Source organism: Ruminiclostridium papyrosolvens C7, assembly GCF_000421965.1.
In the GTDB taxonomy this organism is placed as follows: domain Bacteria; phylum Bacillota; class Clostridia; order Acetivibrionales; family DSM-1351; genus Ruminiclostridium; species Ruminiclostridium papyrosolvens_A.
This window is the reverse complement of sequence record NZ_ATAY01000022.1, coordinates 99,337-122,097: the sequence shown is the minus strand read 5'-3', so window position 1 is coordinate 122,097 and position 22,761 is coordinate 99,337. Positions and strand designations below refer to the sequence as shown.

The window sequence follows — 22,761 nt, the reverse complement described above, 5'->3', positions numbered from 1 at the left end:
TATAAATTATTCCAAAATTGTTAAGAAACTTACAAAAACATGTTAAAATAATTATATTCAAATATGTATTAATTAGGGAATTGTGTAAATATGTTAAAGGAGAATTTATAATGACACCGAAAACGATAGAGGTTGAAAAGGGGAATGAATTTAAAATCAAAATTCGTGAAATCCCAAGTGAAGGTAATTCCAATGCATTTGCAGGTGATATATTCGGGGATGCGTACATACAGGCGACAGCCAGAGTTGAGGAAATAGTTACTGCCACTGATAATATAAATGATGATAAATCCCAAGACAATTATTTGAATAACATAATTGCTTTTACTGGAGAACGTGGACAGGGAAAGAGCAGTGCCATGTTATCTTTTACACATTATCTGGAAAATGTGTCTAAAATAGAAGCATTTAAAACTAACACAAAAAAATATAACTTCATTTCTCTTGAAACAGTTGACCCTTCAACCTTTGAAGATATGCACAACATTCTTGAGGTAGTAATTGCGAGAATGTATAACAACTTTTCCACAAAATATAAAAAAGATAATACTAGTATTTCACGTGACAAAAAGAATGAAATTAATGAACTTTTTCAGAAGACATATGAAAGCCTCTGCCTTATTAGAAATCCTAAAAAGCTGGAAGAACTTGAATATGATTATGAAGGTAGTATTCAGAAGATAGCTCAAATTGGGGATAGTACGAATTTACATAAAATACTCCAAAAACTAATCAAATCATACCTGAGCATAATGACTGAGGGAAACTGTAAAAGTTTCCTCATAATTCCTATTGATGACCTTGATATAAATATTAAGTATGCTTACAAAATTACCGAACAGATAAGAAAATATCTGGTTTTGCCAAATGTATTAATAATAATGGCCATTAACATAGACCAACTGAAAAAGTGCGTTGAGATGGAATTCAGAAAGCAGTTTTCCACACTAATGAACAGGCAGAACCCGCTTTCGGATAATGAGTTTATTAATATGGCTGCAAAGTATGTTGAGAAGCTTATTCCTGACGGAAGGAAAATATCACTTCCAGAAATCCGGGCAATATCACAAAGCGGTAATGATTCGGTAGAACTTGTTTACCATAAAAGAGGTTCATTGGAGAATATTCTTGATAAAGACAACCGTAAAGGGATTGAAGAAAGAATTCTTGGCTATATATATGATAAAACAGAATTGGTTTTCATCAAGCCCCAGAATGGGGTTCATAGGTTAATACCAAATACACTAAGAGGTGTAGTGAATCTTTTATCTGTCTTAGGAAAAATGGAGGATATAAAAGAAGGAGAGTCAAAAAGAGAAATACAGCTAAGTAATATCCTGCTTTTTGAAGACTATTTTCTTCATACTTGGATACCTGATAATCTGGATGATGGGAATATGGAAATGATAAATGAGCTGCTTTCGGTAAGTGACTTTGAAAAGCACAGGCTGCTGTGCGTCAAGGTAATGGATGTTATTGAAAACCACAAAGTCTATACTGTAGACCCCAAAAATAATGTTAACCAACTCAACACTACATTAGCTGATTTGAGAGATAAGTATTCAAAGCAGAATACAAATCACATGAGCTATTCACTGGGGGATGTTTTTGATATACTGTATATCCTCTCAACAAGATATATAAATACCCAGACCATTAATCTGGTTTTTACCATTAAGACCATCTATACTTTGACAATGCATAAGATTTGTCTTAAAGAGGCAGAAGAAAGAAAACTCTGCCCTAACAATATCTACAGGTTTGTTGGCGACAGTCTGTGGGGAAGCAGGGTTACAAATGCACTAAGAGGTGACAGGGCAAAATTTTTATTCACAGCTGATGAATTTTTGGGTGAAATTTACCCTAAAAATGGTTACTTTTCACAAAACAAGATATACAATGATCAAGAAATTAAACAAATGGTTATTTTAGCTTTCTGGGCAAGGTTCCCTGAAGTTGATAAAGGCCTGATTGAAAAAATGTCGAATACAGAAACCTATGAAGATGCATTAAAAGTCTACGAGAAAGAAATTTTTAACCAGGTATTATATAAAAATAATTTAATTGCAGACAATTATCTTGGACGCAAAAATGCTGAATTATGCATAGATAATTTATTTATATCATTTTTAGATACAGAATATTTAAAGGTTAGAAGTGGTTTTAATTTCATTAAATTTACGCATATAGACTGGTTTGACCAGTTTGAGAAATGTGTTAACCTCAGCTTACTTCAAAAAATAGTAATTAACATGGAACTTAATGAATATGTACTCCAATATTCTACGGAGAAAATGAATTATAGGTCAACAGCATTTGACAAGACATATTTAAGACATTTTATCAAAAGACTAGATGAATCTTTAAAAGAAAATCAATATCTTAATATCACAAAAAATGGAGAACACAACAAACTATTTACAGACGACAGTTGGAAAATAGATTTGATGAATAGTTTTGTTAAATGTTACAATTTAAAGTATCCTAAAAAGGTTGATATAAAAAATGAACTGAAAAATGATAAACAAAATAAGGTAAATGATTTTTCCCCTAATTTGCTAAAAGAAAATGAATCATTTAATCTCGAAGTTTCATATCAAGAGATAGACAAAGTTTTAAATTCTAAAGAGATCTATAAACTTAATATCACGCCAGATATGAGCAATGCAAAGCTAAAACAACTTAAAAATCAAACCCTTGTTTTAGCAAGAGTAGTAGCATATTACAACTATGTCAAACAAACTAGATTTGACCCAGACAGCATAAATGAAATTCGTGAAATATATGTGAATTGTGTATTTACTGATAAGATTGAAGATTATGGAGTAAGGGTGGCTAGAATTCAAGATTTAAGAGAAAGGTATATGTCTGTTGCATATAAAATGTTGAGTCTAATTGGCAATTTAGATAGATAGCAGTAATACACGGAGGATGTTGCTTTTATGGATATAGAAAGAGGTTGCCTGGAGGTATTATTTAAAAGAATACCTAATTCATATTTTCTAAATGAAATAGTAAACGGAAATCCACAGCGAAAAAACAGTTATTCTAGAATATCCAAAAAGGTATTTTGTGAATACTCTGCAAGTGTTTTTCCCCACTACACCATTAATGAAACAGAAAATATTTATGATTTTCTCGATGTCAAGCTCAGCGAGGATTACGGGGTTTTTGGCTTCGTTGCGGATGTTGCAGGAAAATTCCTTACATATGATGAAAGTGAGCCACAATGTGTATATGAACAGATTCTCAGATGGAGGGATATATCCTTTAAGCTTGGACAAGACCTGTTTACTTCTGCCTATCTTGCAAAGATTGATACACTATTTAACCAAAGAACCGAATTCTTTGCATGGAGTCCCATAATTAAAACAGACAACAAAAGACTTCACAATATTCTGAAAAAAGGAATAGCTGAAAATCATTTTCATTTGAACGGGTCAACGCAAATATTCGCTTTGAACTGGGCATCTATAATGAATTACATAGCCAACAGACAGAAGGATTTCAGGCAAATAGATAGTTACATGGATTCAAAGCTGTTTGTTGAAACTGATTCTATTATAAAAAAATCTCTTTATAGCGAATGTATGACTGCTGCATTTATCAGGCTATACTTGTTTAATTGTATCAAATACAACAAGACATCCCCCCAATTGGAAGATGCATTTAAAGCTGGAGATTTGGATGTAATGTGGGTTGCAGAGCTGCAGAGGGAGATAAACAGCTTGAAGGCAGAGTATGGTTTTCAGACTGAACATGGGTATTTAGATTATGCTTTAGAAAAAAACGACATCAGATTAAATAGTAATGATAACAAAGTATTGGCAGGAGAAAGAAAGTTCCTTTACGAGTGCTTTTTATGGGTTTTTCAAAATAAATTCAATGATTTTCAGAAGGATTGCTTTTATATTTATCTGATTATTAAAAATCTTTTTAGAAGTGAATTGATACAGGTTAACGAAAGATTGGGATTTAAGAACTTCTGTCTTTATCAGGATAGAAAGGAAATTTTTATTGAAGGGTTCAAGCAATATAAACACGAACTGATAAGAATGGCAATTAATTCTACTATCAAAAGCCAAAATGTAGTTTCTCTGGAAGCCAGGATTTGTCCCAAAAAGGATGGAATGGCTAATATAAAAGCGATTCGGGAGATTGACGGTCATGCTAAGGAAAAAAATAAATTAAAATTAAAAACAAAACCAAAGCATTTTTTTGTTCTGCATTTCCCAAAACTTCCCGATACGGGCAAATTTGTAGACTATACCCCAAGAAACTCAAAAATGAGAAAAAAGGTTGAAACATGGACAAAATCAATTGTTCAGCTTTTAGAAACCGATGGTAAAACCAGATACAGAGTAAAGGGGATTGATGCATGTACCCATGAAATCGGCTGCAGGCCGGAGGTGTTCGCCCAAAGCTTCAGGTATCTGGCAAATTTTAATATTATTAAAAAATCCGTGGTAGATGAGTCCACTGAACCTGTCAAGCTCAGTGCTACCTACCACGTTGGAGAGGACTTCCTTGATATTGTGGACGGTCTTAGGGCAATAGATGAGGCTATATTATTCTGCAATCTGAAAAGAGGGAGTAGATTGGGACATGCTCTTGCATTGGGAATTAACCCTCAGGACTATTACGAGCTAAAAAATTATAATCTTGTTCTAAGTATGTTGGACATAATTGATGATACTGCATGGATGTTGGAAAAATCAAAGGAATTTGGTTTAAATCTGAGCTATTCATTAACCTCATGGCTGGAAAACACTTTTTATGATTACTTTAAAGCAGTTTATGGACATATTGCAGGTCTCGGCGAAAACATATCTGCACATGACTACTATTGTGCATGGAAATTAAGAGGTGACAAGCCTGATATATATTGTAAATCCGCAGCTGAGTTAAAAGGGTATCTCAATTATATAGAACAGCCGTTACTTCAATCAGAATACTACGAAGTAAATAGGAGAATTCCGGACAGTATAAGGGAAAATACAAAGTTTAACGGGTTATATTTCGCTTATCATTTTGACAAAAAAGTAAGAGAATTGGGGAACAGGCAAACGGATTTCAAAGTAAATAAGGAATACGTAAATCTAGTTACTGAAATACAGAATAAAATGATGGTGGATATCTCCAGAAAGGGAATAGCTATAGAAACAAATCCATCTTCAAATTATCTGATAGGAACAATTAAAAAATACGACCAACACCCGATTATCAGGTTCAATAATTTGGGACTTGAAACTGATAATGAAAAGATAAATGAAAGCCCTCTGATATCAGTTTCAATCAATACTGACGATCAGGGCGTTTTCGATACAATGTTGGAAAACGAATATGCACTGCTTGCCTATGCATTGGAAAAAAGTGTTGATGAAAATGGAAGAGATAGATATAAACCTGAGATGGTATACCGATGGTTGGATAATATCAGAAATCTAGGGATTGAGCAGGTTTTTTAGAAACAAAAAGTTCGTTCTTAACCTGTACTAAAGAGTATAAATTGTAGCAATGGAAGCTTGGTTAAATATATTTTCAGTTGTTTATCAGCGAACACGGATATTTTACCCGAAAATCTACACGATGTAGGTTTTAGCGAAACAATGAATCATGGACGATGAATGTGATCGACGGTAAAATATCCTAAGATGAGCCGCTAGAAAACTCTTGCAAATATCTTGGAAGCAATCATTGATATAATTATACGGGAGTACCGGTGTTAAAACAGAAAAACTTTCTGTTTTACACCCCCCCTTTTCTTTATGTATTCCAAATCACAGAAGCATCAATGGAGGCAATGTCCTTTGAACATGTCCTTGCCATTACACCTGCAAGTTCTACGTTCATTTCTTGAATTATTTTCTGCACCCCGTCAGCTGCGTCTTTATTCAGGTGAGTGATTAAATATTTTGGTAGCTTCGCCAGACTAGCTGTGCTATAATGCAATTAAATATATGTCGAATATTGTAAAACACGGAAAATTTATATTAGTATGGGGTTAAATATGCAAGTAGGAGATAGAATATCATTTGGCAGTTACGATTGGCGAGTACTTGACATAAAAAACAATACGGCTTTGATTATAACCGAATATATTATAGAACAGCGTGCTTACCACGACGCTTATAAAGATATAACATGGGCTGACTGCTCGTTAAGAAAATATCTGAACGGTGAATTTTATGACAAATTCACCGCAACTGATAAATCAAGAATAAATCCGGTATTAAATAATAATCCTGACAATCAGTGGTATGGTTCAAAGGGCGGAGCAGATACCCAAGACAGTATATTTTTATTAAGCGTTGAGGAAGTTTGCAAATATTTCGGTAATAGCCTTTCAAAACTGTATAACCCGGGAAAAAATCAGAGATATTGGTTTGAAAGAAAAGATGAAAACAACAGCAAGCGAATAGCAAGACTTCAGGGTACAGAATGGGGTTGGTGGTGGTGGCTTCGGTCGCCCGGTCGTGTTAACGTAAAGGCTGTGTACATCCACGGGACTGACGGTAATATAGGTATCCAAGGCAACAATATATTGAAGGGCAATATCAGCGATGGCAAATGTACCGGCGGTGTTCGTCCCGCTTTGTGGCTTAAGCTGTAATGTGTTGACTAATTCATCATGCTTTAATGATGAAAAATTTAATAGTAGGAGGAGTTAAAATTGAACAGGTACGAAGAAGGATTAAAATTAATTGAGGAAAGATGCGGCAACGGAAAAGACAATGTCATCTCTCTCTCAACCATCACAATGGAACCAAACACTGAAGGAAAACCTCGTCCATATGTCCGTGATGTGGACGCTTATTATGAAGATGGCGTGTTTTATGTTACTACTTGGGCCACATCGGCAAAAATGCAGCAGATAGCTCAAAACAAAGAGGTTGCATTTTCGGTTTGCTCCGAGTGGTTTTCAGGAAATGGAATTGGCGAAAACCTCGGATGGGTTTTAGACCCGAAAAATGCTCAGCTAAGGACTAAACTTCGTAAAACATTTGCAGAATGGTACGACCACACAAATGATGAACAGAATGAAAACTGTGTTATTTTGGCAATCTGCATTACAAGGTGTACCGTAATTAAAGACCACGGTGCTGTGCGTTATAATATGGACTTTGTGAATAAGGTAGAGACTGAAGAAGGGAAGATCAGGTAAATAGGCATAAGTCAACAATCTGAAGGGGCTGTTACAAAAATAATTTTTATCTTTCTTAACCTGTACTAAAGAGTATAAATTGTATCAATGGAAGCTTGGTTAAAGATATTTGCAGTTGTTTATCGGCGAACACGGATATTTTACCGGAAAACCTACACGATGTAGGTTTTAGCGAAACAATGAATCATGGACGATGAATGTGATCGACGGTAAAATATCCTAAGATGAGCCGCTAGAAAACTCTTGCAAATATCTTGGAAGCAATCATTGATATAATTTTATACGGGAGTACCTTTGTTAAATTAGAAAAACTTTCTGTTTTGCAACAGCCCCTTTTTCCTTATCTTTGCAAAATCACTGAAGCATCAATGGAGACAATGTCCTTTGAACATGTCCTTGCCATTACACCTGCAAGTTCTACGTTCATTTCTTGAATTATTTTCTGCACCCCGTCAGCTCCGTCCTTATTCAGGTGAGGAATTAACGTACGACCAACGGAAACTGCATCAGCACCAAGGGCCAATGCCTTAAATACGTCTATACCGCTGGCAACACCGCAATCGACGAAAATTGGTATACTGCGGTTTACGACTTTTGCAATCTTGGGCAGCACCATAAGGGGAGGAACTGCATAATCCATAATTCCGTGATGGTGAGAGATTACTATACCCTTAACACCTGCTTCAAGGCATTTATATGTATCCTTTTCACTAAGTACACCTTTGATTATAAAAGGCAACTTTGTAGCCTTAACAAATTCTTTGATTTCATCAAGGGTTTTACCCGACATTGGAAGACCCAAAACATTGTCAAATTCCCCTTTACTGTTAAAGGAATGATCGATATCCATACCAAGGGCAAGTACACCGCATTTCTCCGCATGTTCAATTCTCTTAAATATAGTATTGTTATCAGAATGAGGCTTAATAATTTTAATGGTTTTGGCACCGGTGACTGTTATTGCTTCCAGCTCAGCTTCATCCCCCATACCTGTCCACATAACTGCGTTTGCAGCTTTGGCCCCCTTTGCCATTTCTATCATTCCGTTGGCACGGTTGTTATTGAGATGGGACAATGCAGCGGTCATAATTGGTGTAGAAAATTTCTCTCCGTAAAGTTCAAATGCAGTAGACGGTATTACCGAATCAATGTGCCGCATTTCAATCAAAAGTGAGTCAAAGTACTGGCGTGTGATTTCATCTGAATCACCTGCTCTGTAATTAGGTTGTATATTTTGTTTCATCTTAAACCTCCACCTGTAATTATTTTATTTGCAGTTTACTACAATATACTGCCCTTGTCCATGAAATCCATACATACCCTGAATACATCTCCGTAGCTTTTGCTGCGGCTTGTAGGAGTTGCCTGAATAACATATACAATATTTTTGCCGGGGACTACATTTATCTCCTGACCTCCGTAACCCCTGCATGAAAAACCGCCTTCAAAAAGCCAGAAAAGACAGCCGTATTCCGGCGTATTCGGAGAAGGTGAAACGGCCTGATTTAAATAACTTTCACTTAAAATCCTATTACCTTTATTTAAAAGCAGGAAACCAAGCTTAGCCAAATCATTGGCTGATAAGTCGGATTGAGCCTCAATATTCAAATTTCTGTCTATACTATAATTTATACCTCCGGGCAATTTTGCCCATTCACCGCTTGTTATTCCAAGAGGCTCATACAAATAAGACTTACAAAATTCGTAGGTATCCATATTTGCTGCCTTGGAAATGACCGCAGACAGTAAAATAACATCCCATTCCTTGTAAACGAATTTTGTTCCCGGTAAATTTGCCATTGCTATGTCAGACAAGTGTTCGAGACAATTATCAGAACGCCAGAGCTGCTCAAGCATGGGGCAGTGATAATGAATTCCACCGTTCCAGTAAATGCCTGAGGACATGGTCAGAAGGTGTCTTATGGTAATCAGCTTATGATAAGGATGATTGTTGGCAGCAAATTCACTTAAATAATTTGCGACAGGTTCATCAAGACTTTTTATGTAACCCTTATCAAGACATATACCTGCGCAAATAGATAAAATGCTCTTCCAGATGGATTTTATATTATTACGGCTACTCTTACCGTAATTATTATAATATCTTTCCATAACCGGCTGGCCATCCCTATACAGAAGGATACTGTTTACAAGTCTGTACTGTTTTTGCCTTATATAATTATCTATATATTCTGACAACTCGTTATTCATTTCAAATACCTTCCTATTATGGAGTTTTGGTTGTTTTTCAAAGCATGGGGAGAGCCTTCTGCAATCAGTTTTCCGCCGTCACTGCCACCTCCCGGTCCCATTTCAATTATGTAATCACAGTTAGACAATATATAGGGGTCATGTTCAGTTACAATGACGGTATTACCTTTGTCTGCAAGTTCCTCCATCAGCTTCATAAGCCTTACACTATCGTGAAAGGACAAGCCCGTTGTAGGTTCATCCAGCACATAAACAGAATCCTTGGCTGATTGTCCCTTTGAAAGCTCCTTTGCCAGCTTTATACGCTGACTTTCACCTCCGGATATGGTTGGTGTCTTTTGCCCTAAGGTAATATAGCCCATACCTACCCTTTGGAGAGTAGCAAGTATTTTATCTATCTGTTTGTCTCTGCCTTTAAAAAATACTACAGCCTCATCTACTGTAAGGGTCAGGATATCCCTAATATTTTTACCGTCAAGAGTTACTTCAAGAGCTTCGGGTATAAAGCCTGTCCCTCCGCAAGCTTCACATTCAGAATCAATAAAATTCCCAAATCCCACATGATAATGTACTTCACCGTCGCCTTTGCAAACTTTGCAGCCACCTTCTGAATTTACGGTAAAAAGTCCGGCAGACGAACCGCTTTCCTTTGAAAATAAAGTACGGATACGGTCAAATACTCCTGTATAAGTAGCAGGACATGATGTGCGGCTCCTACCGATAGGCTTTTGGTCTATAACCAAACATTTTTTTATTTGTTCCCATCCGCGTATGACAGAATTATCCTCCGAAATTCCTTCACTATCCTCGTCTTCGTTCCCAACAAATTTGTCATTTAGTAAATCCTTTAATTTAGGAACGAGTGTATCTGAAATAATGCTTGATTTTCCGCTGCCGGATACTCCTGCAACACCCACCATTAAGCCCAATGGAATGGTAACAGTCACGTTCTGAAGGTTATGAATATTTGCGTTTTCAATTTTGAGTATTTTGTCATAATTAACTGTTCTGTAGGTTTGTTTTATATTTAGAAGGCTGTCATTCCTTAAATATGGTGCAGTATTTGAATTGTTACACTCCAGAAATTCATCAAAGCTGCCTTGGAAAATACGTTCTCCGCCGTTAATTCCCGCAAGTGGGCCAAGGTCAATAATATAATCGGCACAACGCATGAAGTTTTCGTCATGCTCTACGGCTATTACCGTGTTACCACGGTTCACAAGGTTTCTTATTATAGAAATCAGCTTTTCTTTTTCCACTTCATGCAGACCAATTGTGGGTTCGTCAAAAGCAAATATGATGCTGTCCATTTCAGCAATAATGTATGATGCCAGAAACAGTCTTTGTATTTCACCGCCGGACAGGGTTGGTACCGGGCGGGAAAGGGAGAGGTGGTGAAGTCCCACGTCAACCATACAAGAAAGCTTGCTTAGTATCTCATTAAGTAGAGGGGATCTTTTTATAGGAGCATTACGCAGAAAATCAAACAGGTCTTTAATGTACATATTTTCGAGTTCTGAAACAGTTTTACCGTCTACAGTAGTGCTGGACGCATGTACTCCAAGTCCTGTACCGCCACATTTCGGACAGGAGGATTTTGTCATGTATCCTGCTTCGGTGAGTAAATACGAAAGACGGCTATTGGTTGAAAATGCACCGTTTGTAACATGAAATATCCACGGAATAAATCCCATAAAAGAGGACTTTCCGCTGTCTCCGTATTTCAAGCAGAATAACTGCTCATCTGAAAGAGAGGATAGTTTTTGCTCCGGGGATATATTATGATGTTTGTAAAAGCTGTCCAGCATTTTCTTGGTGCTTCCACGTTTGCCTAACCCTAGACACACATCTGCAACCTTTAAAGACAAGTCTCCGAACAATTTATCTTCATCTACTTTTTTTACTGTCCCTGAACCCAGACATTTAACGCACATTCCCTTTGGAGAATTTTTCTGGAACATCTCCATAGACAGGGGAAGACCGTCGTCATATCTACTGTCCCTTGTTCCGTAAGCCGCAAACAACATGGCAAGGATGTTGCCGATTTTTGTACGAGTACCGACGGTACTGCGCGGATTTGATTGCCTGATAATTCTCTGTTCCACTGCAACAGTGGGGGAAAGCCCTGTTATGCTGTCAAAGGTCGGTGTACTGTCAATCATAAACTGTGTACCGGAAAACATGAGGTATCGGCGTTTTCCTTCTTCGTAAAGGGTATCAAAGGCCAGACTGGATTTTCCGCTGCCTGACACTCCTGTTATAACAGTCAGTTTGTTTTTAGGAATTTTTATATCTATTCCTTTAAGATTATGTATTCTTGCGTTTTTGATTTCAATATAATCGTTAATTGAGATTCACCCCGCCATAAAAATATATGATAATTTTAACATAAACATAAAGTAAAGAATATTGAACAATTTTAATCAAGTATAGCATTTTATACTTTTTTACATATTATGTATTGAGGACTATGGTGAATTTGAATAAAAAATATCGTAATGAGCGATAATATGCATGAGGTGAATCTATTTTGGCAAAATATATTAAAAACCCTATACCAATTGAAGCAATTGAATACAGTCGAGGGTTGGAAGACGGTTTTGACGACATACAAACAGCCATTAATGCAGGACTGGATACGGAAAATTATGTAAACCCTGATACTTGTAACGAGATTCCGTTTATAATTACGCTGGAAGGAAAGCATTACATCAGCAAGGGAGACTATATTATAACAGGGGTTGACGGAGAGAGATATCCATGTAAAAGGGAAATCTTTTTAAAGACCTATACAATATTGAATATTTGATTGATAATTAATTTCTCGAAGGCTTTTTTATGCTAAGTTCAGCAGATCTCCACGTCCGATTCTCCTTTTCAACTATAGAATTGACATTCGAAATCAGCAGCTCATGTTTGTTTGACTTGTTATAGGGAGCTGATTCAGTTAAATAAAGACGTTTGTGATATTCCAGAATTTCAGCCGTTGTACGGTATTCAACCCACTTCTTGTGCAACCCGAAACTTGTCTTAAAAGCAGACAAAATAGTAATAAATGAACCCATCAGGGCAACAATATATTTGGTCTGAAAAAACACATCATTAAATAAGGCAGTAAAAGGGATAAAGGCTGAAATAACTATGTCCAGTATAACAAAGAGATTGTACAGCTTTTTGTTGGAGGCTGCCTTTTTATCGTAATAATTAAGGTTTCTGTATAAATAATTTTTAGCGTAAAATCTATTTTTATCATTCATATCGTTTACCTAATAATTTAATATAAAATTCCTTACTATTTGCACTGTTTTTAAAGGTGATTCTGATAAATGAATACGGTTTTTAATATATTCAGGTATTCGGCTATCCTGAAATACATCAATACTGTTATCCAATGAAATAGGGCATATTTCTTTTATTCTGTTTAAATTATTTAAATAAATTGCCTGTTTCAGTTCACGCTGTACAAACTGGCTGTTAAGTGAATTATTTGTTATGAACAAAATAAATAAATCAATTTCATACAATCTTTCAAGGATATTATCAATGGGGATGTCCTTTTTGTAAGGAGGTAAAAAGTAAAACAGTTTATATTTTTCAGGCAGTGTTAGCAAGTCATCTATTATATATTTAATATATGTTTGGTCGTGACTGCTGCATGATAAAAATACCTTTACCATTTTCATCCCCTCAAATGTTTGTTTGATATTAGTACATTGTATGCCTGTACTATTGAAAACATTCTTTTCAGGTTTGAAATGCAACAAAGGGAAGTCTTTTTAGGACTTCCCTTTGCTTAATAGCTGATTTCTTCTTTTTTAACCCAAAGGCAATTGAGCCACCTGACCTAGAAGATACCTTTTTAAAATCTGCATATCCAAAGCATCTATTGAGGTGTCTTTGTTAAGGTCCGCTGCCTGTGTGTCAATATTCTGATTTATACCCAAAATATATGATTTCAATGCAATAACATCAAGTGCATCGATTTGTCCGTCTTTATTAACATCTCCATATTTTATGGTTGGCTGATCCGGACTGCCCAGCAATACGCCATTTTTTCCAAGAGGAATTTTGTGATCCAGACCGATAAACTTTCCTTCGCTGTTTTTCCATAGTACAGGATATAAGTAGTTGTCGTACTTATTGTCATTCCATTTAAGGTCTCTTCCACCGGGGAAAGCAGTTCCTTCCCCACGAGTTAAAAGTCCACCTGTATCCGCTGAGTCAATATTTATACACCAGAAAGTATGGTGTAGCTTGTACTTGTTTTCTAAAATATAATCCCTCATACATCTGAGATATTTCTTATTGGCCTCCAGAAGTTTGTCTTCTCCTTCAGTGAGACCTCCCCATTCACCTATAAGCAGAGGGGCTGTTCCGTTTTCCATGATATAAGCCCAATTGTCCTTCCAACACTTATCATAAAGTATTTTTTTTGCTGTGGTGTCATCACAAGTTGGGAAATCACCTTTGAACCACTCCTGCTCATAAACCATCGGGCCGTAGTCATGTGGTGAATATACAAGCTGCTTCTGATAAGCGCCCAGATTAATAGGATGATCCTTTACACCTCTCAGGTTGCCGCCCCACCAGTTACCGTAGTAATCATTGGTGCCTGTCCATGGACTTGTATCGAAGGATTCATCATCCCATAAACCATCTTTAGGGTACATTTCAACGCCTTCAACAAAAATCAATGCATTAGGATGAACCTTCATTATAGCAAGAGCCGTTTCTTGTGCTACTCTTTTCCAGTTGTTTGCATGTGCTGAGTCATCCCAGATAGCACTTTGAGATTTCATTTTCAAAGTACCGGTATTTGTGTGGGGCTCATTTTTCAAATCAAAACCAATAATAGTATCATCGTTTTTATAATGGTCAGCAACCCAAACCCACGCAGCCTTGAAGACATCCTCTGTTATGGTGCCGTTATACCATAGCGGGTAGGTATGTCCCATATTGTCAGTTTCGGCACTATGTACGTCAAGAATAACCTTGATACCAACCCTTTTGAAGTTTTCAAGCATAAAATTAAACAGTTGGAAGCTGTTCAAGCCTGCCAGATCAGCATTATTGTAGCTTGTATCCGTAGAAGCAGGGTATTCACCTTTACTCCATGCATATAGCAGGTCTGTTGCAATTGGCATTCTGACAACGTTAATTCCTTTGTCTGCAACCATTTCGATATCGGCAACAATATTACTGTGATATGAATCCAAAAGCATTCTTTCACGGCAATTAAAGCCAAACCAGTTAGCGCCTGTAATCCATACCTTGTTGCCGTACTTGTCTACAATATTTGTACCTTCAACATGCAGCCAATCATCGCCGGGGTCTGATACTCCGGGTTCTGCTGCTGAAACCTTTGTAACTGACGGTATTAATAAAGTCAAAAGCATTATTAATACAAGAAATACACTAATTGTTTTTTTCATACTTTTTCCTCCCAAATAAAATAAAATACTAATACATTTCTCTTTTGGAGATTAAATATTTAAGGGAATGAAAGTTGTGAATTGGAATAAATAAATGAGAAAAGTACTTCCAGGAACCTTTAATTTTACTTTAAATCCACCTATCACCTCCATGGACTAAACTAAAAGTCATACAAATAATACCATATAATCAACATATATACAACAAAATATCTTTTTGTGTCGTTTGCTGCTAAAGTACATGTAATATGATTACAATACTAGATAATTTATGGTAAAATAATAATAAATGTATTGAGTTTAATAAAATTCCAAGGAAAACCCTATAGGAGTATAGTATGGAGGATAATTATTTTAATCTTAAAAACATACTGGGTATTTTGTTTAAAATAACAAAAAAAAATGCCAATATACTAGCAGATAGATATTTACTTAAAGAAGTTTCCATAATATCTAAATGGAAAAATAACAAAGCAGAGATTAAATCAGAAGATATATCCAGAATTGTAGAGTTTGCAGTAAAAGAATCAAGTGAAGTTCAGCGTAAAATGATCAGAAAAGAAATACTAGCGATAATTGACTGCTCTTCTATTACAGAAGAAATAAAAGAAATGCTTATTGAAATAAAAGATTTTGGTGAATTTATCGAAGAATCTTTAAATGTATGTACTTCCTGGTCATATGATGTACCGGATGTAAACACAAGTAATGGATTCACCGATAAGCTCAGCAGTGGCGATGAATACGATCTGGATCTGGAAAAAGGATTAGAGGGGGGCTATAAAGGAATTGTAAGGTTTGATCTGGAGCTACTTAAAAATAAAAGTAATCAGGAAAGTACAGGTACTAAGAAAAATCCTGTACTAAAAAACAGTAAAATCAATCTGATACCCAAAAGCAAACTGGGGAATGCAAAAAAATTTATAGAAGCAAGAAGCATTTTAACCGTAATTGTTGTTGTTGCTATTTTAAGCTATACATTTATTCAGGCAGGCAGCAACAATAAAAAAGTAGCATCCGACATAAACCAGACTCAATCCTCTCAATCAACATATCAGGTTAATGACCCTGCAAAAGCAGGTCCGGGAGATGCTTCGGCAAAAGCAGAGAATGTAGTGCCGGCAAAAAAGTCCGATGAAAAGAAGACAACCGAAAGCCGGGAAAACGATAATAAGAAGCAGAAAAAAAGTCCTGCTTATGTGGATAAATCAAAGGATAAAACTATAAACAGACCGGAAACAAATAATAATATAAAAACTCAAACCGATCAACAAAATAACGATATAAATATAAACATATCCGGAAGTTCCGACTTAAACATCGGAGTAGGCAACAACATAATAATTAGTAACAACGAAAGCAAGGAGGCTTCAGAGCCTTCTCACTCAAAAGCAGGGACAGCGGAATCTTCAGCTGAAGCCACCGATACAAGCGGAAAATAAAAATTCACAATTTAAACAGCAAAATTTATACCTCCAGGACAGTAATGTATTTAAAAAAGTATGAGAAAGAAAGTAAAAATAAAATGCCGGAGGGATGTTCATGAAAAAAATTTTAGGAATACTGACGTTTGCGTTAATTATTATAGCGCAGATAAATTTCGTAGGGGCTAATTCGGATAAGATTAATATCAGAATTGACAATGAACACATAGAATTTGCCATGCCTCTTCAACTTGTGAATAATCAGCTGTTTGTGCCTTTCAGAGAGACAATGACCTTGTTCGGATATGATGTAAGCTGGGATAAAAACACAAAAACAGCCACAGCAATAAAAAATCGTAAACTGCTTTCGTCCAAGGTTGGCAGCAGGGATATAACAGCAGAAGGCAAGAAAATTACTTTCGGTTCAGCCTCATATTTATACCAGCAAAGGTTATATGTACCTGTTCAGGTAATTGAAAGAGGACTAAACAAAATTGTTAAATGGAAAAGCAATGAAAATACCTTATACATATCCGGCTCCAAAAATAATATAAATATAGATGTTGAAAATTCTAACGAATGTGTAATAGCTGTAGGAAATAATATTCTGGTAAACATAACAAACAAATACGGAGTTAACGAAATCAACGATATCATAAATGATGCCGATAAGCTTCTGGAAAGTAATAACTATACCGGAGCTATAGGCATGTATGAAACAGTTCTTGAGAATATTTCAAGCACGCAAAATCCTGAGGAATACGGGAGAACTAAGGTAAACATTGGTAATGCATACAATAGGCTTGCCGTTATTATTGACGAGGAAGACAATGCAAAAAAAGCGGTTATGGCTTACGAGGCGGCGCTTAAAGTCAGTACTCCTGAAAAAAACACTATTGTATATGCGGCAGCCCGGAATGGATTGGCTTATTCTTATGTTATTCTGGCACAGGTAAGAGATACTGAAAAAAACATATCAAAAGCTCTGGACTCATATGCCCAAGCCCTGAAAGTATACAGTCCGGATGCATACCCGCAGGAGTATGCCCGAATACAAAACAATCTAGGTTCTGCTTATTTAGTGCTGGCTGGTGTTAAAGACCGTCAAAAAAATCTTGAAACTGCAATCGAATACTGCAATGAGGCTTTAAAGTTCTTTACACCTGAAAAAAACATCCAGACAAATATAAAATTACACAATACTTTGGGATTGATTTATACGGGATTGGGGATGCTGTCAGAACCAGAAAAAAATATATCAAAGGCATTTGAGGAATTCAATGAGGTTTTGAAAGTGTGCAGTATCGACACATATCCCAACGAATACGGATATGTACAAAACAATATAGGTCAGTGCTATGGTAAGTTAGCTGATATCAGAGACCGTGAAGAAAACAGCCTAAAAGCCATTAAAGCATATAACGAAGCATTAAAGGTTATTACCCCGGAAAAGAACGCTGTTAACTATGCCGTAACCAATATGTGCCTTAGCTATGCTTATGTCAAGCTTTCAGAGGTAAGAGATTCCGGTGAAAATCTTACAAAGGCAGCGGCGGCCTGCAATGAAAGCCTGAAGGTTCTCACAATAGGGACGTATCCTTTAAATTATGCAGATGCACAGAACAGGCTTGGAACAGTCTATTACAAACTCTCAATTCTTAGCTCAAAAAGGGCCAATCTTTTAAAGGCAATAAGTGCATACAAGGAAACCTTGAAAGTTTATACTTCCAACAAGTATCCGCTAGATTACTCATTAAATACTTATTATTTGGGAACCTGCTACAAAAGCCTTGGTGAAGTAGATGACAGGGAGGGAAATACCTTAAAAGCTGTTGAAATGTATACCGAGGCATTAAATATAATTACATTTGAGAAGTATCCCATGTATTACGCAGACATAAAGAACAGCTTGGGAAACGCTTACAGAGCTTTGTACTCATTAACCTTTAAGATGGATAATTTATATAAATCTATAGACGCGTACGATGATGCTCTGAAGGTGAATACATTTGAAAAGCAGCCTATGAGTTACGCTTTAATACAATGCAATCTGGCATATACCTATATGAATTTGGGAGATGTACTGGATGACGAAGAAATTATAAATAAATCCATACAAGCCTCTCTGGAAGCATTAAAGGTATATACATTTGACAAGTACCCAATACGGTATGCAGATACAGTAATAAATATGGGGTCAGCATATTGGGCAATGTCTGAGATCAAGGACACGGTAGAAAATCTGGCAAAAACCCGGGACAGTTACGAGGAATCTCTGAAGGTCTACACCTTAGATAAATACCCCTTAGACTATGCCTTTTCTCAATATTGCATAGGGTATGTATGTACTGCAATTGCCGAGGCAAGCCCCTCCGAAGACATAATTAACCAGGGCCTTGAGGCATGTCAGGAAGCATTAAAAGTGTATACTTTGGAAGAAAACTCCGGCGAATATATACAGGTCAGAGCCAATCAGGCCGCATTATATGTTAAGTTAGCGCAACTAAAGGGCTCAGAAGATATATTAAAGAAATCACAAGAGATTTATCAGGAACTGAAAAGTTACTTCACTGATGAAAATGGTTTTGTAAGTGATCCGGGAATTAATGCGGATCTCGGATATATGTATTATGCTTTATCTAAGTTCAAGGACAGGGAAGAAAACCTTACAAGTGCAATAGAAGCCTATCAGAGGGCCGAAACCATGATACAGGAGAAAGATAATCCTGCAATGTACGCCAAAATCCAAAAACAATTGGGTATTTGCTTTCTAGACATATCGAATGTTAAAGACAAGCAGGAAAATCTGACAAAGGCACTAGGATATTTTAATGCAGCTATAAATTATATTAAAAATGATGCTGACTTGGAACAAATAAAAGTCTACATAACGCAGATTAAAAAAGATTTAAACAAATAGCAGTGGAGATGAAAAAGGGGAGTGTTACTGTGAGGGGAAAGCTGTTGCTATTAATAATTACTTTTCTTATTGTTATGGAGATAGGCGCTGTAAGAGCATATGCCGAAAATACAAAAACAGTACAAACTCCCTCTTTTGATTTTGAAGCAAAGCCCATAATAATAAAAAAAGAACCCTTTATACCGATAAAGCCTGTACTTGAAGCACTTGGATGGAAAGTAACCTGGGATTCAAAGAACAAGACGGTGCAGGCACTTAAAGGAGAAAGTGCACTTGTAATAAAAATAGGCAGTAATATCGCAACACTTAATGGAACTGCAGTTTTTCAAAAAAATCCTTCTGTTGTTATAAAAGGTATATCATATGTAAGCAGTAGGTTTATAGCTCAGGAATTCGGAACAAAAGTCAGGTGGGACAGGAAGGAAAACCTGATAGTACTTTCAAACATAGATACCGGAAACGTAAAAGTCAGCGGTCAGGGAAATATTATAATTGCCGGAGATGGCATGATAGTCAACATATTTGAACCATATGGAATTGATGTAGTATATGACCAGATAGATGATGCCGACAAGCTATTAAGTGCAAAAAAGCCCCAAGAAGCTATTACAAAATACAAAAACATTTTAGAAAACATATCTGAGAAAGAGAATCCCAATATATACTGTCAGGTAATGAATAACATGGGTAATGCCTACAATATTCTAGCCGAATTCAGAGATGCTCAAAATAACAGCCGAAATGCCATATCGGCCTACACTAATGCACTTAGAATTTATTCATCTGATAAACGAAGCAAAAACTATTTTATTACCTTGAACAATCTTGCAAATGCATATTTCAATTCATGGGAGGCAGCGGGAAAAAAAGCTGATTTGACGGCTGCTTCAGATATTTATGCTGAAATACAAAAGTCCGGCTGTTTGGACGATACTTGTATAGAGAGTGCTTTAACCGACTATAATACGGGTATGGTTTATTATTCCCTTGGAAAAAAACAAATGGCTGTTGATAGTTTTATCAAAGCACAGAATAAATACCTAATACTCATAAAAAAAGTGAACAAAGAGGAGAATGAAGAAATATGGGCATTACTGCAATATAATCTGGGCAATGTCTGCAAATCCTTATCCTTGATTACTGACAAAGAAAAAAACGCTAACAATGCTGAAAGTGCGTATAAAAAAGCACTGACTGTAATGACCGTAGAGAGCTACCCACTGGAATACGCTCAAATACACAAATATCTGGGTGATATTTACAAGGTATTGTCAAGCTTAGCCAACAACAAACATGAATATGTCTTGAGAGCAATTGAGGAATATACCGAAAGCCTGAAAATTTACACACCTGACGAATACCCCGTTTTCAATAAAAAGATTAATATGGAATTAAAATCCATAATTCATTAATCTTTCATAAAACTTTCATAAAACATTCATTAATAATTCCATAAAAAACTAACCCCCTGCTTATATAATAATATAAGTATTTATATTGTGTTCCGCCAAATCATTAAACTCCTTCTAATTAACACCACACCTATTCTAACCATATCGGAGGAACATAAATAATAAAGGATATGAATGGCACTTTTGGCGGTTATATGAAAGTGTTATTACATCAGGGGGTGTAGGAGTTTAATGATAAGTGACGGCATGTTTTTGGCAATTTTATGTATTTCAGCCGTTGTGTCCTTAATAACGATATTCTATATTGTTATTTCTACAAAAGAAATTGTATGTAGACAAAGGTATTTTAAGGGCGGGGGAATTAAAGGACTATTTAATTTTGTAATGTCTCTTGTATTTATGGGATTTATGGGTTATTGCCTTTATAATATACCTGAAATTCTCTTTTTTGGGTTGACATGGAATAGTTTGGAGAAGGTAGGCCCTGATAACGTTGAAAAAGTTATAATTTGTTTAAGCTTTGTAATTTCTATCATGTACATATATTTTATATTAACTTCATTTTTTTATAAACCAAATGACAAGCCATACTTCATGGTAATATCTCTTAGCATAATCAGCGGAATCGGAAATTCTATAGTTGTTTTTATAATAAACAGAGGACTTGGAATTCTGGCAGGGGGCTTAGAAAAATGGACTCTTATAGAAAGTAAACTATACATATTTTTTATATGCGGTATACTACTTTTTACAGTAGCAGCAATGATTGTACGGAAAAAACTCATTTCTGTTACCAATAATATCATATACGAAAAGCGTATCCAGATAATAGACAAAATATTAAAAGCTCCATATGTAAAAATTTCATCTCTTGAAGACGGCAGTATTTATGCAGCATTAAATAATGATACTGAAACAATCGGTAATTTTGTAGGACATCTGGTTTCGGGTATAACAGGAGTTATAACACTGATAACCTGCTTTGTATATCTTGCAATTCTTGATAAAAGAGGAACTCTGTTCTTCCTGATTGTGCTTATTGTAACAATAGTCATATTCCAGCTAGCCGTATCCGGTGCTCAAAAATTCTTTGAACAGAACAGAAACTATCAGAACACTTTCTTTAAAAACATAAACGACCTTGTAGAGGGTTTTAAAGAGCTTTATATCAATGCAAGAAAACGTATGGGGTTCAGACGTGACATCGAGGACAGTTGTGTGTCTTATCGTGACACTAGAATAGCAGGTGACTATAAATTTACAAACGTTACCATTCTGGGAGAAATTCTTTATACAGGGGTAATCGGTGCTATTGTATTTACGTTTCCAATACTTTTTGACATACAAATTTCAACTTTACAAAACTTTATACTCGTACTCTTGTATATGGGAGGAATAATAAAAGAATCACTCTTTGCTGTTATTCCCACATGTATGAGAGTGGTAGTAAGCTGGAAAAGAATAAACAGCTTTGCCAACAGCATTTCAGCAGATGAGGATTACAGGGATTCTGAGATTGAAAACGCCGAAGAAAACCTCACAATTGAATTCAGAGGTGTCAAGTTTGCCTACAAAAATGAAAACGGGGAATCATTTGAAGTTGGCCCTATTGATTATACTTTTAAATTCGGAGAAATAGTTTTTATTATGGGGGGCAACGGCAGTGGGAAGTCAACTCTTGCGAAACTCCTGACCGGACTGTATCTGCCGGATGAAGGACAGGTGCTGGTTAACGGTAAAAGAGTAAATTCAAGAGAACTGGGAGCATATTTTTCATCAATTTACAGTGATTATCATCTTTTCGAAAAGCTATACGGAATTGAATACAAGGACAAGCTTAAAGACATAGAAAGATATCTTAATATTCTTGGAATAGACAGCAAGGTTGAAATAAAGGACGGGGAATTCAGTACACTCAAGCTATCTTCAGGACAAAGAAAAAGACTTGCCCTTTTGGTAAGCTACCTGGAGGATCGTCCGGCATATCTGTTTGATGAATGGGCTTCCGATCAGGACCCTGAATTCAGAAAGTTCTTTTACAAAACACTTCTTCCGGAGCTGAAAGCAAGAGGAAAAGCCGTAATAGCAATAACCCATGATGATAAATACTTTGATGATGCGGATAAAATAATCAAAATGGACATGGGAAAGATAGTCAGCAGTATTATCTCGGTTAATGTGTAATGGGGGAGTCGGA

At 36.1% G+C, this 22,761-nt stretch carries 15 protein-coding genes; 9 read left to right on the top strand and 6 right to left on the bottom strand.

Going from position 1 to position 22,761, the window contains the following annotated elements:
- Positions 1-110 precede the first annotated feature (110 nt).
- The 4 genes from L323_RS27695 (at position 111) to L323_RS27680 (ending at position 7,165) form a co-directional block, all read left to right on the top strand.
- Positions 111-2,915, top strand: a complete 2,805-nt coding sequence (locus L323_RS27695; RefSeq protein WP_020814893.1) for a hypothetical protein — start codon at positions 111-113, stop codon at positions 2,913-2,915.
- Positions 2,916-2,942: 27 nt separating this feature from the next.
- A complete protein-coding gene (locus L323_RS27690; protein ID WP_020814892.1) occupies positions 2,943-5,468 on the top strand; it encodes a hypothetical protein in 2,526 nt (841 codons plus the stop codon).
- Between the two features lie 542 nt (positions 5,469-6,010).
- Complete coding sequence (locus L323_RS27685; RefSeq protein ID WP_020814891.1) at positions 6,011-6,613, top strand: DUF6273 domain-containing protein; 603 nt, start codon at positions 6,011-6,013, stop codon at positions 6,611-6,613.
- A 60-nt stretch (positions 6,614-6,673) separates the two neighbouring features.
- Positions 6,674-7,165, top strand: a complete 492-nt coding sequence (locus tag L323_RS27680; protein WP_020814890.1) for a pyridoxamine 5'-phosphate oxidase — start codon at positions 6,674-6,676, stop codon at positions 7,163-7,165.
- A 340-nt stretch (positions 7,166-7,505) separates the two neighbouring features.
- On the opposite strand, the gene L323_RS27675 is transcribed toward L323_RS27680, so the two are convergent.
- The 3 genes from L323_RS27675 to L323_RS27665 are packed head-to-tail and all read right to left on the bottom strand — an operon-like array spanning position 7,506 to position 11,628.
- On the bottom strand, positions 7,506-8,408 hold the full coding sequence (locus L323_RS27675; RefSeq protein WP_020814889.1) for an alpha-hydroxy acid oxidase: 903 nt from the start codon (positions 8,406-8,408) through the stop codon (positions 7,506-7,508).
- Between the two features lie 38 nt (positions 8,409-8,446).
- Positions 8,447-9,376, bottom strand: coding sequence for a serine hydrolase domain-containing protein (locus L323_RS27670; protein ID WP_020814888.1), 930 nt, complete (start codon positions 9,374-9,376; stop codon positions 8,447-8,449).
- On the bottom strand, positions 9,373-11,628 hold the full coding sequence (locus L323_RS27665; RefSeq protein WP_020814887.1) for an ATP-binding cassette domain-containing protein: 2,256 nt from the start codon (positions 11,626-11,628) through the stop codon (positions 9,373-9,375). The genes L323_RS27670 and L323_RS27665 overlap by 4 nt, the downstream gene beginning before the upstream one ends.
- Positions 11,629-11,906: 278 nt before the next feature.
- Here L323_RS27665 and L323_RS27660 point away from each other — a divergent pair, with 278 nt between their 5' ends.
- Positions 11,907-12,185, top strand: a complete 279-nt coding sequence (locus L323_RS27660) for a hypothetical protein (RefSeq protein ID WP_020814886.1) — start codon at positions 11,907-11,909, stop codon at positions 12,183-12,185.
- A 7-nt stretch (positions 12,186-12,192) separates the two neighbouring features.
- Here the strand turns inward: L323_RS27660 and L323_RS27655 are convergent, their stop codons facing one another.
- The 3 genes from L323_RS27655 to L323_RS27645 form a co-directional block, all read right to left on the bottom strand.
- The gene (locus L323_RS27655; protein ID WP_020814885.1) at positions 12,193-12,633 is read right to left on the bottom strand and encodes a DUF4231 domain-containing protein; all 441 of its coding nucleotides are present in this window, start codon (positions 12,631-12,633) and stop codon (positions 12,193-12,195) included.
- A 9-nt stretch (positions 12,634-12,642) separates the two neighbouring features.
- Positions 12,643-13,053 carry a toll/interleukin-1 receptor domain-containing protein gene (locus tag L323_RS27650; protein ID WP_020814884.1) on the bottom strand — a complete coding sequence of 137 codons (411 nt, stop codon included), beginning with the start codon at positions 13,051-13,053 and terminating at the stop codon, positions 12,643-12,645.
- 138 nt (positions 13,054-13,191) lie between these two features.
- Entirely contained in the window at positions 13,192-14,808 is a 1,617-nt protein-coding gene (locus tag L323_RS27645; RefSeq protein ID WP_020814883.1) for a cellulase family glycosylhydrolase, read from the bottom strand.
- Between the two features lie 338 nt (positions 14,809-15,146).
- Between L323_RS27645 and L323_RS27640 the strand changes: the two genes are divergently transcribed.
- The 4 genes from L323_RS27640 (at position 15,147) to L323_RS27625 (ending at position 22,748) form a co-directional block, all read left to right on the top strand.
- Positions 15,147-16,250 carry a hypothetical protein gene (locus tag L323_RS27640; protein ID WP_020814882.1) on the top strand — a complete coding sequence of 368 codons (1,104 nt, stop codon included), beginning with the start codon at positions 15,147-15,149 and terminating at the stop codon, positions 16,248-16,250.
- Positions 16,251-16,350: 100 nt separating this feature from the next.
- Complete coding sequence (locus L323_RS27635) at positions 16,351-19,152, top strand: stalk domain-containing protein (protein ID WP_020814881.1); 2,802 nt, start codon at positions 16,351-16,353, stop codon at positions 19,150-19,152.
- Positions 19,153-19,181: 29 nt separating this feature from the next.
- A complete protein-coding gene (locus L323_RS27630; protein WP_020814880.1) occupies positions 19,182-20,564 on the top strand; it encodes a stalk domain-containing protein in 1,383 nt (460 codons plus the stop codon).
- Between the two features lie 231 nt (positions 20,565-20,795).
- Entirely contained in the window at positions 20,796-22,748 is a 1,953-nt protein-coding gene (locus tag L323_RS27625; protein WP_020814879.1) for a cyclic peptide export ABC transporter, read from the top strand.
- The last annotated feature ends 13 nt before the right edge of the window (positions 22,749-22,761 follow it).